Source organism: Fundicoccus sp. Sow4_D5, from assembly GCF_052116365.1.
Lineage (GTDB): Bacteria > Bacillota > Bacilli > Lactobacillales > Aerococcaceae > Fundicoccus.
In genome coordinates, this window is sequence record NZ_JBQKLF010000006.1 from 48,608 (window position 1) to 64,394 (window position 15,787).

14 protein-coding genes and 1 pseudogene are annotated in these 15,787 nt (G+C 39.5%); 5 read left to right on the plus strand and 10 right to left on the minus strand.

Annotated features, from left to right (window positions below):
• Positions 1-3 precede the first annotated feature (3 nt).
• Both ACTQ45_RS08225 and ACTQ45_RS08230 read right to left on the minus strand, forming a co-directional pair.
• Positions 4-714: a ThuA domain-containing protein gene (locus tag ACTQ45_RS08225; RefSeq protein WP_441752774.1), complete on the minus strand. Its 711-nt coding sequence runs from the start codon at positions 712-714 to the stop codon at positions 4-6.
• Between the two features lie 25 nt (positions 715-739).
• A complete protein-coding gene (locus ACTQ45_RS08230; protein WP_441752776.1) occupies positions 740-1,816 on the minus strand; it encodes a Gfo/Idh/MocA family protein in 1,077 nt (358 codons plus the stop codon).
• A gap of 486 nt (positions 1,817-2,302) precedes the next feature.
• On the opposite strand from ACTQ45_RS08230, the gene ACTQ45_RS08235 reads away from it, so the two are divergent.
• The 3 genes and pseudogenes from ACTQ45_RS08235 to ACTQ45_RS08245 form a co-directional block, all read left to right on the plus strand.
• Entirely contained in the window at positions 2,303-2,485 is a 183-nt protein-coding gene (locus ACTQ45_RS08235; protein WP_441752777.1) for a hypothetical protein, read from the plus strand.
• Positions 2,486-2,827: 342 nt separating this feature from the next.
• Complete coding sequence (locus ACTQ45_RS08240) at positions 2,828-3,118, plus strand: hypothetical protein (protein ID WP_441763461.1); 291 nt, start codon at positions 2,828-2,830, stop codon at positions 3,116-3,118.
• A 34-nt stretch (positions 3,119-3,152) separates the two neighbouring features.
• Positions 3,153-3,840 (plus strand): annotated as a pseudogene (locus ACTQ45_RS08245) (transposase); the annotation flags it as partial.
• Between the two features lie 150 nt (positions 3,841-3,990).
• Here the strand turns inward: ACTQ45_RS08245 and ACTQ45_RS08250 are convergent.
• The 3 genes from ACTQ45_RS08250 to ACTQ45_RS08260 are packed head-to-tail and all read right to left on the minus strand — an operon-like array spanning position 3,991 to position 7,936.
• Complete coding sequence (locus ACTQ45_RS08250) at positions 3,991-4,857, minus strand: AraC family transcriptional regulator (RefSeq protein WP_441752781.1); 867 nt, start codon at positions 4,855-4,857, stop codon at positions 3,991-3,993.
• A gap of 51 nt (positions 4,858-4,908) precedes the next feature.
• Positions 4,909-7,266 carry a DNA internalization-related competence protein ComEC/Rec2 gene (locus ACTQ45_RS08255; RefSeq protein WP_441752782.1) on the minus strand — a complete coding sequence of 786 codons (2,358 nt, stop codon included), beginning with the start codon at positions 7,264-7,266 and terminating at the stop codon, positions 4,909-4,911.
• A 1-nt stretch (position 7,267) separates the two neighbouring features.
• Positions 7,268-7,936: a helix-hairpin-helix domain-containing protein gene (locus tag ACTQ45_RS08260; protein WP_441752783.1), complete on the minus strand. Its 669-nt coding sequence runs from the start codon at positions 7,934-7,936 to the stop codon at positions 7,268-7,270.
• A gap of 333 nt (positions 7,937-8,269) precedes the next feature.
• Between ACTQ45_RS08260 and ACTQ45_RS08265 the strand changes: the two genes are divergently transcribed.
• Positions 8,270-9,811, plus strand: a complete 1,542-nt coding sequence (locus ACTQ45_RS08265) for an ATP-binding cassette domain-containing protein (RefSeq protein WP_441752784.1) — start codon at positions 8,270-8,272, stop codon at positions 9,809-9,811.
• A gap of 297 nt (positions 9,812-10,108) precedes the next feature.
• Positions 10,109-11,491 (plus strand): L,D-transpeptidase family protein, encoded by a 1,383-nt coding sequence (locus tag ACTQ45_RS08270; protein ID WP_441752786.1) that lies wholly within the window; start codon positions 10,109-10,111, stop codon positions 11,489-11,491.
• A 175-nt stretch (positions 11,492-11,666) separates the two neighbouring features.
• Here the strand turns inward: ACTQ45_RS08270 and coaD are convergent, their stop codons facing one another.
• The 5 genes from coaD to ACTQ45_RS08295 all read right to left on the minus strand — a co-directional run bounded on the left by coaD (position 11,667) and on the right by ACTQ45_RS08295 (position 15,752).
• On the minus strand, positions 11,667-12,161 hold the full coding sequence (gene coaD / locus ACTQ45_RS08275) for a pantetheine-phosphate adenylyltransferase (protein ID WP_441752788.1): 495 nt from the start codon (positions 12,159-12,161) through the stop codon (positions 11,667-11,669).
• A 1-nt stretch (position 12,162) separates the two neighbouring features.
• A complete protein-coding gene (gene rsmD, locus ACTQ45_RS08280) occupies positions 12,163-12,723 on the minus strand; it encodes a 16S rRNA (guanine(966)-N(2))-methyltransferase RsmD (RefSeq protein ID WP_441752790.1) in 561 nt (186 codons plus the stop codon).
• A gap of 31 nt (positions 12,724-12,754) precedes the next feature.
• Complete coding sequence (locus ACTQ45_RS08285) at positions 12,755-13,297, minus strand: YlbG family protein (protein WP_441752792.1); 543 nt, start codon at positions 13,295-13,297, stop codon at positions 12,755-12,757.
• 8 nt (positions 13,298-13,305) lie between these two features.
• Positions 13,306-14,667, minus strand: a complete 1,362-nt coding sequence (locus ACTQ45_RS08290) for an FtsW/RodA/SpoVE family cell cycle protein (RefSeq protein WP_441752793.1) — start codon at positions 14,665-14,667, stop codon at positions 13,306-13,308.
• Positions 14,668-15,149: 482 nt separating this feature from the next.
• On the minus strand, positions 15,150-15,752 hold the full coding sequence (locus tag ACTQ45_RS08295; protein ID WP_441752794.1) for a superoxide dismutase: 603 nt from the start codon (positions 15,750-15,752) through the stop codon (positions 15,150-15,152).
• Positions 15,753-15,787: the final 35 nt, after the last annotated feature.

Here is a 15,787-nt window from a genome sequence, read left to right on the forward strand (position 1 = left end):
GTGCTATTTCTCCAAACTTTCAAAATGACCATAACGCGGATAATGGTTTTCTGTTGGAGAACTCCAGTTAATTGCATTCTTAATCACGCGTTGGACATCTTTGTTATAGTAACTTGGATAAGTTTCATGACCTGGTTGGAAGTAGAAAATCTTTCCATTTCCACGACGATAAGTCATTCCACTACGGAAGACTTCCCCACCTGGGAACCAGCTAACAAAAATCAATTCGTCTGGAGCTGGCACATCAAAGTGCTCACCATACATTTCTTCTTGCTCCAATTCAAAGTATTCGTTTACACCTTCCGCTATAGGATGGCTTGGGTTAACATTCCAGACACGTGTGTGTCGGCCGTCTTCACGCCATTTTAAGTCACAAGATGTTCCCATCAATTTTTTGAATATTTTAGAAAAATGAGCCGAATGAAGGACTACTAAGCCCATTCCTTCAAGGACACGTTTTTGTACTCGTTCAACAATCTCATCGGATACTTCATCATGAGCCATGTGTCCCCACCAAATCAAGACATCTGTTTCGTTTAATACATCATCTGTTAAGCCATGTTCAGCTTCGTCTAAAGTAGCTGTTTTCACTTGAAAGTGATCTTCTTTTAGGAAGGCTGCAATTTGACCGTGAATCCCCTCTGGATATGTTTCTTGTACGACTTTATCCGTCTTTTCATGACGGTATTCGTTCCATACTGTTACTTGAATCATTACTTTCTCCTTTCAAGCACATTTACTATGCTAAATGAACTGGTGCTCCTGTTTGAGCCGATTTATAAATCGCTTCTAAAATTTCAGTTACTACTAAAGCTTCTTCAGGTTTTACAACTGGTTCAGTGTCATTAACGATTGCATCAATCCAAGATTGTGCTTCTAATAGTTCTGGGTCAGTGTCTGCCCCTTCAAAGAAGTCAACGCCTCCTGGGTTCAGTACAATTTTCTTATCAAATAAAGTCCCGTGCTCTTCACCATTAATTCTTAAGCCATCTTCCATATCGGCTCCACCTTTAGAACCCATTAAAGTAGTCTTAGCTTCTTTAACATCTAAAGTATTCAATGCCCAACTAGATTCTAAGAATATTGTTGCACCGTTTTCCATCACAACAAAGCCAAATGCCGAATCTTCGACCGTAAATTCATCTGGATTCCAAGGACCAAATGCATTAGCAGCATTGCGATTGTCAGCTAATTTACGGTAAGTATTGCCTACTACGTATTTCGGTTTGTAGTTATTCATCATCCATAATGTTAAATCTAAGGCATGGGTCCCGATATCGATTAAGGGTCCGCCACCTTGTGCTTCTTCATCTAAGAATACTCCCCAAGTAGGCACTGCACGACGACGAACAGCATGAGCTTTCGCAAAGTAAATCTCACCTAATTCACCATTAGATGCCACTGTATGTAAGAATTTAGAATCTTGACGGAAACGATTTTGGTAACCAATCGTCAATTTTTTTCCAGTACGTTTTGATACTTCAATCATTTCGCGTGCTTCTTCAGTTGTTTTAGCCATGGGCTTTTCACACATAACATGACTGTCTGCTTCCATAGCGGCAATCGACAATTCAGCATGTGTATCATTTGGTGTACACACGTGGACAACATCTAATTCAACTTCGGCTAACATTTCACGATAATCTACATAAACTTGTGCATCTTGAGTTCCGAACATTTCTTTGGCTTCTACTGCTCGTTCGATGATTAAATCACAAAAGGCAACAATTTCTACCCCTTCAACTTTAGCTAAAGCCGGCATATGTTTCTTTGTTCCGATGCCACCGCATCCAATTACAGCAATTCTTAATGTCATTTTAATAACTCCTTGTTATCGTTTTCTTAATCTTATTATATCGAATACGTTTTCAAGAATCTTCCTAGTTCTTTTGCAAAAGTTCCCGAATATTGCCCTCGATTCAAAAATAGGCCGTTAGATCGTTCGGCTAGTTAATGAAACCACATCAAAAGTAACTTCAACAATAAAGTAGGTCAAAAAGGCTTCTACACCCTACTCTTAAAGAAATATCTAAACCACTCATAAAATATAACTGGTGATCAGTCGATCCTTGCTCATGATATTCTAGGACGGAATCTTTATCATACTTATTGGGAGGAAATAAGCATTTGAAGCACAGAATCCTCCCCGTCTACAAGGTCTATCAGCTCTTGTCGTCTAAAATGTAAAAAAAATGATTGCTATAATTTATAAAAGGGCTTTATGGAGTGGTTTTCATGTGTTTAAAGCGATTCGAATGCTTATAAGGTATTTTATTCATATTGTTTAATTAAACGTGTGTAATTGAATGAAAAACGAATGCTTTTTGAAATCATTGAAAGAAATAATCAATTAATCGAAATCATCAAAGCTTTAATAATTGATAATCTAGAAAAAGAAGTATTAAGAAATGAAGAAGAAAAATATTTTATTGCACGAATAAACATGGGAAGAATTAGATCAATTGAGAAAAGAAGAACATTTTAATTCTTATCGAGAAGTGATTAAATGTTTAAAGGATGATTATAAGTAAGAGGGAAATGCTAATAATATGTCAAATATTATTGGAAATTTTGTTCCGATGAAAATTATGGATGAGTTAAAAGAACCATTACACTTTTTAAAACTAAGATCAGCGTACACCAGCAAGAACACAGAAATTCTACTAGATATTGTCAATAACATGCTCCTTAAAAAGGTGTTGTTTTGACAGCGTTTTTGTCGATTTTTAATTATAATTAAGGTGTAAAAAAAGACGAACAGACCTTCTCTTCTGCTCGTCCGAATAATTCCCATGAAAGGACTTATAAAATGTATAGTAATTATAACATGAAGCAATTTAAATTGGATATATCATTGGATTATATTCCAGAAAAGCATCCTATCACTCATTTTTTTAATAGTTTAGTCGATTCGTTGGAGAGTCATCATCCTTATGAATTTGGTAGACCTAGAGAATACAGTCTGGCTGCGGTTCTTAAATTATTGCTGTTTGCTTATACGCCTGGCGACTTTACGAGTCGGAAAGTCAATGTCTTTGTTCAGGAAAACATGCCGGCACGCTGGTTAACTCAAGACGTCTTGCTGAGGCTAATAAGTATAGCTTCGTTTGGAAAATGAATACGGTTCGCTTTGATGAAAGTAACCAGGATAAAATCTTCAACTAGCGACAAGTAATTAGTATGCGCTCGCTTATTCAATTTACTCCAATCCAACAGACACACGCACGATTCAACCTTTTTTAACGACACATGAAAGGCTCATACATTCAAAGAACTACTTAAGCATGGATGCGGGATACGGGTCTGAAGCTGATTATCGTTTCTTAGAAGATTGTTTTCCGAACATAACCGCACTGATTCCTTATGGCACGATGTTAAAAGAACAGACAAAAAAGTGGTTAACAGATGAAAAGAAAATCATGAACTGGCAATATGATGAATCTGAAGATTATTATATCGATCCCCAAGGCGTGCGATTTAATTTTTCCGCTTACCGTCAACGAACAGATAAATATGGTATGAGCCGTGACTTTAAAGAGTACAAAGCCGAGCGCTATACGCCAGATAATCGAGAGATTCCGGAAGCTCTGACAGAAAAGGGCTATGTGCGAAAGATTATGGCCAATCCATCTTGGGAGTATTTAAAGCCAAACAACGCACGTATTTCTCTACCCCGAATGCCAAGCCGTGTTTCAGCGCAGAAAAATAGATGTTGAAACAAGCTTTGGTTTTCTCAAGGGTTCTTTAGGGTTCACCCGCTGCCACGTAAGAGGCAAAGAAAAAGTCAGTCAGGAGATTGGCATCGCTTTAATGGCATGTAACCTCGATAAGTTATCACTGAATGCTCAAAAGAATAAAGTAATTAAAGAAAAACAAAAGATCTAGCGATTAAGAAGATGATTATCTTCTCTTCGTCAGATCTTTTGTTTTCTATCTTCTTATAAAAAGGAACTTTTGACACAGCACCAGCTGATTGCTTATCCTGTTTTGTTAAGATTTGAATGTTTTTTGGTATTGGAGTGGCGACTGACCGACAGCTTCTTTAAAGACATGATGAAAAGTTTTAACGCTCGAGAAACCGGCTCTTTCGGCTACCTCAACCATCGGAATTTTTTCGTTGGCTAAAATGAATTTAGCTTCGTTGATCCGGTATTCTGACAAAAATTGGCCAAAGGTTTGACCAGTATTCTTCTTAAAGAAACGCGTGAAATAATAAGGACTGAAGCCAACAATTCTCGCAATATCTTCGATTGTAATTGATTCTTGATAGCTAGACTCGATATGCGCGAATACCTTATTCAAACGTTCTAGCGTATCCTTATATTGAATGGCCGAGAAATCCAAACTGTTTGCCTCAAGTTCTCGTTCAGGCAACTGCTGGAAAAAATCGCCAATCATCTGATGAAGTTTGCCCAAAATCAAGTAGTTGACACCAATAGGTCTTTCCTGATCAATACGGTAAAGTTCAATCAATAAATCACGCGTGCTCTCCACAAGTTCCTCTGGCCAATGACGACTATGAGGTTGTCCATTTTCAAACAACTGCATCAACGTTTTTTCCGACTCACGCAAAACCGCCTCATCAAACACCTGTAAATCAAACTGGTAAACAAGACGTTCACTGTCTGGTGATGCTAGAAAATAATGTGATTCGCCACTCGCAAAAAACATTATTTCACCTTCTGCCAAATCGACTTGATCATTGTTGACCCCAATTCGCACACTGCCATGAACAGCATAAATAAACTCAATTTCCTTATGGAAATGTGGATAAACAACGGTTAGGCCATCATTTTGTAATGTTCTAAATTTGATTGGATGTTTAAATTCTGGAATTTCTACGTAACGACTACTCATACTCTAAGACCCCGTTCTATTCTTTTCTTCATTCAATATAGTACCATATTATCAAGGTGGCTCAAGGGCTGTTTCTACTCGGTAACCCCACCAAGGATGATAAGTCAACCGAATAGCCCCCACTTCATTGGTCGCCAAAACCACCAAATCAAAAGCTACTAAACGCTCGACCACCTCGTCATGCGGATGGCCATAGCGATTATTCACCCCCGCAGAAATCAAAGCCAAACGCGCATCAAATTGCGCCAAAGAAGCCTCTGAACTACTCGTGTCGCTCCCGTGATGTCCAACTTTAATCACATCTGCCTGTAAATTAGGATATTCTTCGATTAAACGCTGTTCGCCTGCTACTGACAAATCTCCCAGATTAACGAAACGCAAATCGCCCAACTGAAACACCGTCACCAAAGACGAATCATTAGACGCCTCCTCATGAAAATAAGTTGCACCTTTTTTCAAAGCCAGCACCGAAAAGTCACTACCGCCAATCTGAACCGCCTGGCCCAATTCCAAAACCGCTACTTGAACACGCTCAGGTAGTGAAGCAGATACTTTCTGCCACAAATTACTTTGAAGCGTGTAGGGACTAATGACAAGATGATCGATACCAAGCGCTTGACTCAAGCCTAATAAATTTGCCATATGATCGGCATCCGGATGAGTAATCACTACTCCTGTTAAACGGCGAACCCCCAAAGCCTTTAAAGCCGGCAACAAGTCCTTCTGGGCTGACGCTCCATCCAACATCACGCCTCCTTCACTAAACAACAAACGCCCACCCGTATCAACCAACCAAGCTGCTTGACTAAAAGCCGGCCGATACAATAAGGCATCCCCTTGTCCCACATCCAACACAACCACCGAACTCTCGATGCGACTATAAGGTAAAACACCCAACACCCATACATAAGAAAGCCCTAACACACTATAAGCCAAAGCCCTTCTTTCTCTTAGAAAAAAAAGCCACACTGTCGCTCCAGTCATTAGTAGAAAAAACTGACTCGCACTGGGTATTCCTACAGTCACTCGCGTCCATGCTAACCAACCAGTAGGTGCGGTGAATTGCCACAGCCAATCAAAACCTATAGAGAGTGCTTCAAGTAGCGAAACTAAACTTGACCAAGAAGCCAAACTAAATAAAACTAATGTTGTCATACACATCGCTGGCATGATCAATCGGTCAAAGATTAAACCAAAAGCAATCACTATGACTAATTGAAACATATTCCATTCTGCATTCATGCTGATAATTAACGGCCAAGAGAATACCATGCAAGCAAAAGTTAATTCAGCCGAATACTTAAACTCATGCGTTTGATAGCACGAGTTTGCTTGATAAAATTGAATCACACCACTCATCAAGAAACTCAACCTGAAGGCTGCCGATTGAAAAAGCATCGGATCAAACAGCAACATAATAATTCCGACCAAGGCCAGTTGATCGAAGGAACTAAATGGCCACTCAAATTGCCGGCACAAACGCCTTCCATAAAAGGTGCCTAACGAGCGAATGACCCCGGCCGGCCATTGGACCAACCATGCATAAAAGACCAATATTACCAACAATAAAAACTCGGCGATTTCAACAATAATCCCTATGCGTAATAATAGATACCCTAGTAAACGTCGGATGTAATTTAGATGAAAGCCACTGATTGCGAAATAATGGATAATGCCCATTGCCAGTAAGTCTTGACGGTAATCCTGAAACGCTTTTGAATTTAAATTAAACAGCAGTTTATTGTGTAAACCAACCCAAGCAAGGTCTTGATACTGACGTAAAGCCTTCGTTAATCGAGCCCTCAGATTGGCTTGCCAGACAGAAAAATGTTTAGAAGGACTGGTTTGAATACTGTCGATTTTTGAAATTGTCAATGTCCAAGCGACCCCTTGCGTCAACAAATATTCTTGGTAGTCAAAGACGCCAAAATTCCTCGCACCTTCCGGAGGACTTAAACGACCGGTCACTTGCCAAATCGTTGCACTATCTTGAAGGGAAGACAGCTCGGCTGGAATATCAGCCGACTCTTCAAACCAATAATTAAATTGGACATCAACTGCTTGATCCACTGCCCACAATCGAGCTGTGCCCGTCAAACAATCATCGTCTAAACGTATATCCGTCGGTAAAAGTTGAAATTGATAATCTTGTTCACTTTCAGTTTTGAAAGGCAAAGCTTGCAAAGCCAACAAGTGATTCTGCCGACTTTGATAATGAACAAATAATAGTAGTGACAAAGCAAGCGTCCAGAAGAGCGTCGAACTTTTAAGACAGATGATGCGTAACAGTAAGACTATTAATATAAAGGCTAAGAATACTGAACCGGAATGCAAATACTCTAAACCTAATACGAGCCATACAAAGGTAAAGAGCCACTGGCAATACTGTCGATTAAATAATGCCCTCATATTAATCCACCGTAATGAGCGAGGCTAATTGTTCATAAGTTTTCTGCCCAATGCCGCTCACTTCCATAATCGCTTCAGGACTCGCAAATGAGCCACGTTCGCTTCGATATTGTATAATGGCTTCGGCTTTTTTGGGCCCAATGCCTGGTAAAGTCATCAGTTCTCCCACCGTGGCTTGATTGATATTAATCAGTCCACCTGACGTATTAGTAGAGGCTTCGACTAGTTCTGGTCCACTGACCATCGGTAATTCGGCTGGATTTACTTCTGTCATTTGGCTTGCTTCTACTTCCTCCATACTGTAAATATATATCAGCAGTTGATCGGAGAGTAGTAGCGATTGATTCAAGTGCTGCGTGGCTGCTTCTGGTAACAGTCCTCCTGCCATTTCAATGACATCAAACAAACGACTTCCAATTGGTAAAGCATAGACATTTGGATAGCGAACAGCACCTTTCAGATCAACATAAATCGTTTGGCTTTCTTCTGGTTTTTTATTCTCCAACTCGTCATCGAGGGCTGTTTCCTCCTGACTAGTGACTGTTTTGCTCAAGTGAATGGGTTCCAAAACTAATGCCTCCCCACTTTGACTTGATTGATACCACAAAAATAATACAAGTAGTAACATGATTGAAGGTAAACCAATTAAATAAATGCGTAGATTCTTCAAAGAAATCCCTCCTTTTATATAAATACGCAAAAACTATGAAAATATGTGTATGAAAATAAAATATTTGAATTTAATCAAACGACTTGTTATAATGATGACAAATCAAAGAGGGGCTGTGTGTTCATGTACACTTTCTAATTAAATCTAAACTTCAAGTGCAAGCACAACTATCACTAGGTAGGCTTCTTTGGAGTGGTTTAATTAGAAAGGATTGGACTGATTAGCAGTAGCGACCAAAGTGCCGCATGCTCTCTTAGTCTACTCTCTATTCCAAAACCGCTCTGGCTGAAGCCTGGGCGGTTTTTGTGCATTCAATCTGAAAGGAGTGCGCTTATGTTACAAATTAAACACCTGACTATGACACATCAACTGGACTTAAAAGAGATTGTGCGTGATCTTAGTTTCACGGTCAATCCAGGCGATAAAGTCGCTATTATTGGCGAAGAAGGCAATGGTAAATCGACCCTCTTAAAATGGATTAACAAGGATTCTTCGATCGAAAATTATATTCACGTCGAAGGAGAATACGTCAATCACTTTAGTCGAACGGCTTACCTACCTCAGATGTTACCCAAAGAGTTAAATACATTGACCTTAGATCAATTCTTTTTCGGCCAAGCTGAAGCCAATGCATTAGACTATGCAGAACTATACTCATTAGTTGGCCAAATAGGCCTAGATGCGGACCGTTTAACGAGTGAGCAAACACTTGGCAGTCTGTCAGGCGGTGAGAAAATTAAAGTTCAGCTATTAAAATTATTAGCTATGCAAGCTGATTTGCTTCTATTGGATGAACCTTCCAATGACTTAGACTTAGAGACGGTCAATTGGCTGGAACACTTTATTAAAAGCACCCCACTGACCATTCTCTTTATCTCACATGATGAAGCTTTACTAAGAGCCACCGCTAACAAAATATTACATATCGAACTACTACGTCACAAAACAGTGCCTGTCGCCACCTTTGCCAATTTGGATTATGGCGCTTACGTTGAAGAAACGCGATTAAAATTCGACTCTCAAAGTCGAATTGCCAGTAAGCAGCGGGAAGAATATGACAAACGCATGGCCAAACAAAGACGCATTGAAAGTAGTGTTCATGATGCTCAAAATGCAATCTCTCGCCAAGATCCTGGAGGTGCTCGTTTATTAAAGAAAAAAATGCATGCCGTTAAATCAATGGGCAGGCGCTTTGAAAGAGAAAAAGAGAATTTCGATGACATCCCGATTAAAGAAGATCCGATTCTGGTGAAGTTTTCTAATACGGAACCTCTTGCGAATGGTAAAACCGTTCTCCATTTAGAAAACAAGCAAGTAAGATTAAACGATCGAATACTAGCCCATTCGATAAATTTACTGGTCAGAGGCCCTCAAAAAATCGGTATTATCGGCCAGAACGGTGTGGGAAAAAGTACCTTTCTCAAACAGTTGTGGCTAGACTTGAAAGATCGACTAGACATTAAAGCGGGTTATATGCCACAAAATTATCGAGACTTCTTGCCTGAAACGCAAACACCAATTGAGTTCTTGAGTGAGACGGGAGATGTTGAAGAATTAACGCAAGTCATGACTTATTTAGGCAGCATGCGTTTCACATCTGATGAGATGCATCACCCTGTCTCCGCATTATCCGGTGGGCAACAGGCTAAGTTATTTCTTTTGAAAATTGATTTAGCTGGCCAAAATGTGCTTTTACTCGATGAACCAACACGTAATTTCTCACCTTTGTCGCAACCGGAATTGCGCGATTTGTTTCAAACATTTGAAGGCGCCCTCTTAACTATTTCGCATGATCGTCAATTTTTAAAGGAGGTTTGCGACTTAGTGTATGAACTGACGCCGAATGGTTTAGTTCGCAAGGCTGACTTTGAATAGGTGCTTCTTCTTGAGCTACTTTGGCTAGGAGGTGGGTCGGGACTAGATGTTTGTAGTCTTCAATCATATGATGGGGCTTATTTTTTAATCCATTTAATTATTGTTTAAATGTTGTTCTAGGTGGGACTTTATCACCAAAAATGGTTGCATTAGTGGCGTTTTTTCGTTAACATTCAAACATAGATGATATTTTATTAAAAAAGTCATTATTTCTTCACATTTATGTGGTAAATTATAAGATAATATTAAGTGGTTGAAGATTCTATTAAATTTGAAAGAGAATGGGTGGCGAAGTAGTTGAAGAAAGGTCTTATCATTACAGGGGTAACTTTACTCGGTCTTGGGGCAGCTTACTTAACGGGTGTGGGCTATTACTCGAATCGTTTTGTTGCTAATACAACGTTTGGGACGGTGGATATTAGTAATTTGACGTTGGTAAAAGCACAGGAGAAGCTTGAGACGGATTTGAATGAGCGTGAGGTTGTTCTGATGGAGAATAATCAGGAAGTGGCGCGGATTAAAATGAGCGATCTCAAGAGTGAGTTTAATACAGAGTCTAATTTAGAGACTGTTTATCAATCTCAAGACCCCTCTGTTTGGGTAACGAGTTATTTCGAGGAAGAGGCTTTTGATGATGTATTGACGGATCAAGTGGCGATTACCCCTTCGAATATCGAAACCGTTCTGGCTGAGAGCGGTTTAAGTAATGCTGAGCGTGAGGCTGCTGTCAATGCAGTTATCAATTATAATGACGATGAGGGTTATTTTATTGAAGATGGGCACATGGGTACTCAGATTGATTTTGATAAATTAGGTGCATCGATTGTTCATGCGGTTCAGTCAAACGAGTCGACGGTTGATCTAGAAGATGTTTATGCTGAGCCTGTGATTGATGGTGAAAGCGAAGTTGTGACGTCTGTTATGGATACGATTGATGATTTTTCTGATATTCAATTAACGTTGCAAATTGCGGGTGAAGATATAACCCTTGCGAAAGAGACGATTGAAAGTTGGATTCATTTTGACAACAACAACCAGTTGGTCGTTGATTACGATTTAGTTTATGATTATGTGAGTGCTTTAAACGATGAGTACGCGACTTACAACAAAGAGCGCCTATTTATGAGTACCTTACAAGGCGAAGTAACCGTTCCACCTGGTATTCTTGGTTGGGGTATTGATGTGGAATCTGAGACTCAATCGATTATCGATGATTTATATGCGGGCGTTGATGTAACGCGTGAGCCTGCTACTTTCAGTTCTGGAGGTAATGGGAACTCTGCAAATGAAATTGGTGGTACGTATGTGGAAATCGATTTAACGTATCAGATGATGTATCTATACGTTGACGGTGAGATGGTTTTAGGAACGGATATCGTATCTGGCCAAATCGGTGCTGAAACGGTTCCCGGCGCTAACGCGGTTAATGAGATGTTGACGGACACGAAACTTCGTGGTTACAACCAGTTTAGAGAGACTGAATATGCCACACCTGTTAGTTATTGGATTCGTTTCGATAATCAAGCACAAGGCATTCACGATGCCTCTTGGCAAGGAGCTTATGGTGGCGATGTTTGGACTTACGCTGGTTCATTAGGCTGTATCAACACGCCTTACTGGGCAGTTGAAACAATTTACAACAGTGTGACTTACGGAACTCCAGTCTTAGTATTCTATTAAAATTCTTTTGACTCACAAAAAAAACATGCAGACCGTGCTGAGGCAGTTGCATGGTTTTTTTGTTGGTTATTTATGGGTGGTACTGAAGCATTTTACGGAACCCTACTTTTCACGTTTAAAGCAAAAAAAGACTGGGTTGTGAAGCGAAATATCGTTTCACGACCCAGTCTTTTGGTTATTGTTTAAACTTTACACTCATTGCTTCGGCGACTTTTTCAGGTACCATTTTCGAAACATCTCCATCAAAGCGTGCAATTTCTTTAATTAGTGAGGAGCTCAAATGGCGATATTTCTCATCGGCGAATAGTGTGATCGTTTCAAGGTTCGGATTTTGTAAATGATTCGCAATTGCGATGCCACTTTCATATTCAAAATCAATGGTATTACGCACGCCACGAATCATAGCGGTCGCATTCTTTTCGGAAAAATAGTTCGCAACTAACCCGTCTTCGAGGATATCTACTGTCACATTCGTTAAATGTGAGATCGATGTTTCCACTAAGTTTAAACGTTCTTTTGCTGTAAATAATGCGACTTTTGAGGTGTTAATGGCAATTAAGACAATCACTTCATCAAATAGTCGACTACTTCTTTCAATTAAGTCTAGGTGTCCCAGAGTCATTGGATCAAAACTCCCGGCAAAAATACCGATTTTGGCTTTCGCTGTCAAATCAGATCCTCCTTTGATATAAGCGGACAAATGTTTGCCCATAATGTTTTTCTTTTATTTTTCCCCAATCTTGCATGTTCTGCGGCAAGACGGTTTGGTCGTCTGATTCGCACAAAATCAAAGTTTCTTCCGTTAAGAGTCCTTGGTCTTCTAACCATTGAATGTCTGTTTCAATCGTTTGATTTTTATAAGGTGGATCAATAAAAACTAGGTCGAAACTTAACTCACTCTTAGCTGACTTCAATTTCTTTAAGGCTGTTCGGTTATCTCCTGCAAGAATAGTAAATTTCTCTTCTTCTTTTGTGATCGCCACATTCTCACGAATCGTTTGAATGGCTGGACGGTATTTTTCTGTAATAACCGCTTCATCCATTCCTCTTGAAACGGCTTCGATAGCTAAGGCTCCACTACCACCGTATAAATCAAGCACTCGACCACCATCAAAATAGCCTCCGAGTAAATTAAACATGCCCTCTTTTATTTTATCAGTGGTCGGTCGAGTATTGTTTCCGGGAACTGCCTTCAAGCGACGGCTTCCATATTCTCCTGATATCACTCGCATGATCTAAATCCAACTTTCTAGTTTAAAATGTCTAGCTTTTTCCTTGAGGTTCTTGAGGTTTTTGAGGTTTTTGATTCTTTCTATTTCGATTCGAACGACGACTATTCCGATTTGATTTTCTGCCATTCTGTTTCGGTGTCTTTGAGGCAGCTTCTTTCGTCGCATTGTCGAGCACTTCTTCTACAAGAATTTTATCGTCTTCAACCGATTCATTCATCGGTTTTCCTCTGGTTGGTAAATCTAATGAAGCCGCCACACTCGAAATAAAGACAGAGAAATCATGTTCTTTATCTTCCGAAACTGCCTTCAAATTCGGATCAATTCGGTTTGGAATTGAATCTTTAAAGGACATATCAATCTCATCTCGATGGGACTGCTCTACTTGTCTAACAAAGTGGTAACGTTCCAGCTGTTCAGCTGTTTGAATCGCTTGGTCTGCGTCCACATATAGCACCACGTATTTCAATTTCTTGCTAATATAGTGGACGTGTCCATATTTACGAATGGATTTTAAATGTTTTAACGTATATAACCAGACAATTAAACCTTGTCTTTGAACAATTTCAAAACTCACTTTATCACCTACTCTTCTTGCTTTCGCGAATGAACGAGCGTTAAGCCCTTACGAGGACCTTCAATTCTCGCATTCTCGATTGCTTTGATTTCTTCTTGATATGCTTCTTCTAAACGTTTTTTGGCTTCGACTTTCTCTTCAATAATCATGACTTGCGCAATAGCGACCGTCATAATACTGACTAACATACTCGACCCTCCATAACTAACAAAGGGTAATGTTACACCTGTTAAGGGAATCAATCCGGCAATTCCTCCTAAGTTGATGAAGGATTGAAGTAAAAACATAGTTGCTATCCCGAATAAGACGTTTCGTCTATAATGGCTTGTAGATTGGGCAGCCCAACGATAAATCATAAATATAAAAACGAATAATAAACCAATCACCACAATGATTCCTAACAAGCCAGTCTCTTCCCCTAAAATGGCTAGAATAAAATCCGTATGACCTGCTGGCAATGAGCCGCGTTTGGTCACTCCTTGTCCAATTCCTACACCTAACCAACCGCCTCGACTAAAGGCCAGATAGCCACTAATCAATTGATACCCCGCAGTTTGCGGATATAGAAAAGGATCGGTAAACGAACCCAGACGATTCAATTGGTAACTTGGATGGTTAACTAACCATTCAGATGCGACACGGCCAAACACATTGACCACTCCAATTAACACTACAAATAAACCGTACATCACGAGGTTTAGTTTGGCGCTTAAATACTGTTGCATTGCTACAATGATTAAAGTTCCCATAATTAGTGCAACCATGCCAAAATCAGGTTGAAATAAAATTAAGATAACCGCGACCGCAATTAGTAGAATGGAGATATTCTTTGTCCTCGAGGTTATTTTTTCTTCGGCTAAAATAACTTCCCTTTGTTGATCCTGTAATAATCGCGCCAAGACTAGTACCGAGGCAATCTTGCTTATTTCACTCGGCTGGAAACTAGCAAAACCAAAAGAAATCCAACTTTGCGCCCCACCACCAGTGAGACCATAAATCTTCAGAAAAACTAAAGATAGAACAAGTCCTGTCATCGCAGTATTTAACACAATGATATTTTCGAAAAATTTATATTTTAAAGCGACTAGGATGCTCAAGCCAACTAAACCAACCATTGTGGCCATAAACTGAGTCATCACAAAGCTAAAAGGTTCCGGCGCTGAGACACCATCTGGGCTATAATACATCGTAGCACTAAAAATCATCACAAACCCAATCAGAATTAAAATCAGCATGACGATTAACATCAGATAGTCCATCAAGGCAAACTTCTGCCGAATTTTATCGAGCAGACTTTCTGTTGCATGACTTCTTTCAGTTTCGCTATTAGTCGCCGTGTTTGTTTGTATTTCGCGACGATAATTATTCATCTGCTCCTCCTCACTATTTCATAGTCATTATTATAGCATAAAAAGCCTCATTTGTTAGTTCTCGTCACAGAATTAAAGTCTGTGGATGTTGCCTTGTTTTTCATTATCGTAAGCTTGTCTATGGAACGGAAGAAACAAGATTTCCTCTTATCTTTCTTCAAAGATTAAATACCCAATAATCGCTTATCAAAGACGGATGGGCAACTGTCATAATCTAATTTATATTATTAGAGTCTAAAATATAGAGAGGTTGTCACTACGTTTTGATTATGACAGTTATTTCAATGTCGTAAAATTACTTCATGGTATTAGCTCACCAAATCACCGTCTCAAATTATCCACATGGTATTAGACCACTTAATTCAACGTCACCTAATCATAATAATCCTCACAGGGTCTAAATGATTACATTCGCTGGTTAAACACAAAAAGTCGGATCACCCTAAGGTGCCCCGACTTTTATCGCTTAGTTAATTGTTAAATTACGCGTTTGCACGTTCAACAACAACATCCCAATTTACAACTGACCAGAATGCTGAAATATAGTCTGGACGACGGTTTTGGTAATTTAAGTAGTAAGCATGCTCCCAAACGTCTAGACCTAATAATGGTGTTTGACCATCTGTAACTGGGTTATCTTGGTTTGGAGTGGATGTAACTTTTAACTCACCGTTATCTAACACTAACCATGCCCAACCAGAGCCGAAACGACCGGCAGCTGCTGCAGCAAAATCAGATTTAAATGTGTCAACTGAACCAAAAGCTGCTTCTATTTTAGCTGCAAATTCTGCAGGTACTTCATTAGCATCTGATGGTGCTTGTAATTGCTCCCAGAATAAAGTGTGGTTTAAATGACCGCCACCATTATTACGTACAGCTGTACGTTTATCTTCTGGCACATCATTCAAATTAGCTACTAAATCTTCAATAGATTTGTGTGCTAGATCTGTTCCTTCAACCGCTTTGTTTAAGTTAGTCACATACGCGTTGTGGTGTTTAGTATAGTGAATCTCCATTGTTTGTGCATCAATTGCTGGTTCTAATGCATCATAAGCATAAGGTAATTTTGGTAATTCAAAAGCCATAATTAAATTCCTCCTAATTTTTAATACACCTTCAT

Coding starts and splice junctions, on each gene's coding strand:
- ACTQ45_RS08240 (WP_441763461.1), top strand. CDS start 2,828: ATGAAGCAATTTAAATTGGATATATCATTGGATTATATTCCAGAAAAG.
- ACTQ45_RS08255 (WP_441752782.1), bottom strand. CDS start 7,266: ATGAGGGCATTATTTAATCGACAGTATTGCCAGTGGCTCTTTACCTTT.
- ACTQ45_RS08230 (WP_441752776.1), bottom strand. CDS start 1,816: ATGACATTAAGAATTGCTGTAATTGGATGCGGTGGCATCGGAACAAAG.
- rsmD (WP_441752790.1), bottom strand. CDS start 12,723: ATGCGAGTGATATCAGGAGAATATGGAAGCCGTCGCTTGAAGGCAGTT.
- ACTQ45_RS08265 (WP_441752784.1), top strand. CDS start 8,270: ATGTTACAAATTAAACACCTGACTATGACACATCAACTGGACTTAAAA.
- ACTQ45_RS08225 (WP_441752774.1), bottom strand. CDS start 714: ATGATTCAAGTAACAGTATGGAACGAATACCGTCATGAAAAGACGGAT.
- ACTQ45_RS08295 (WP_441752794.1), bottom strand. CDS start 15,752: ATGGCTTTTGAATTACCAAAATTACCTTATGCTTATGATGCATTAGAA.
- ACTQ45_RS08250 (WP_441752781.1), bottom strand. CDS start 4,857: ATGAGTAGTCGTTACGTAGAAATTCCAGAATTTAAACATCCAATCAAA.
- ACTQ45_RS08290 (WP_441752793.1), bottom strand. CDS start 14,667: ATGAATAATTATCGTCGCGAAATACAAACAAACACGGCGACTAATAGC.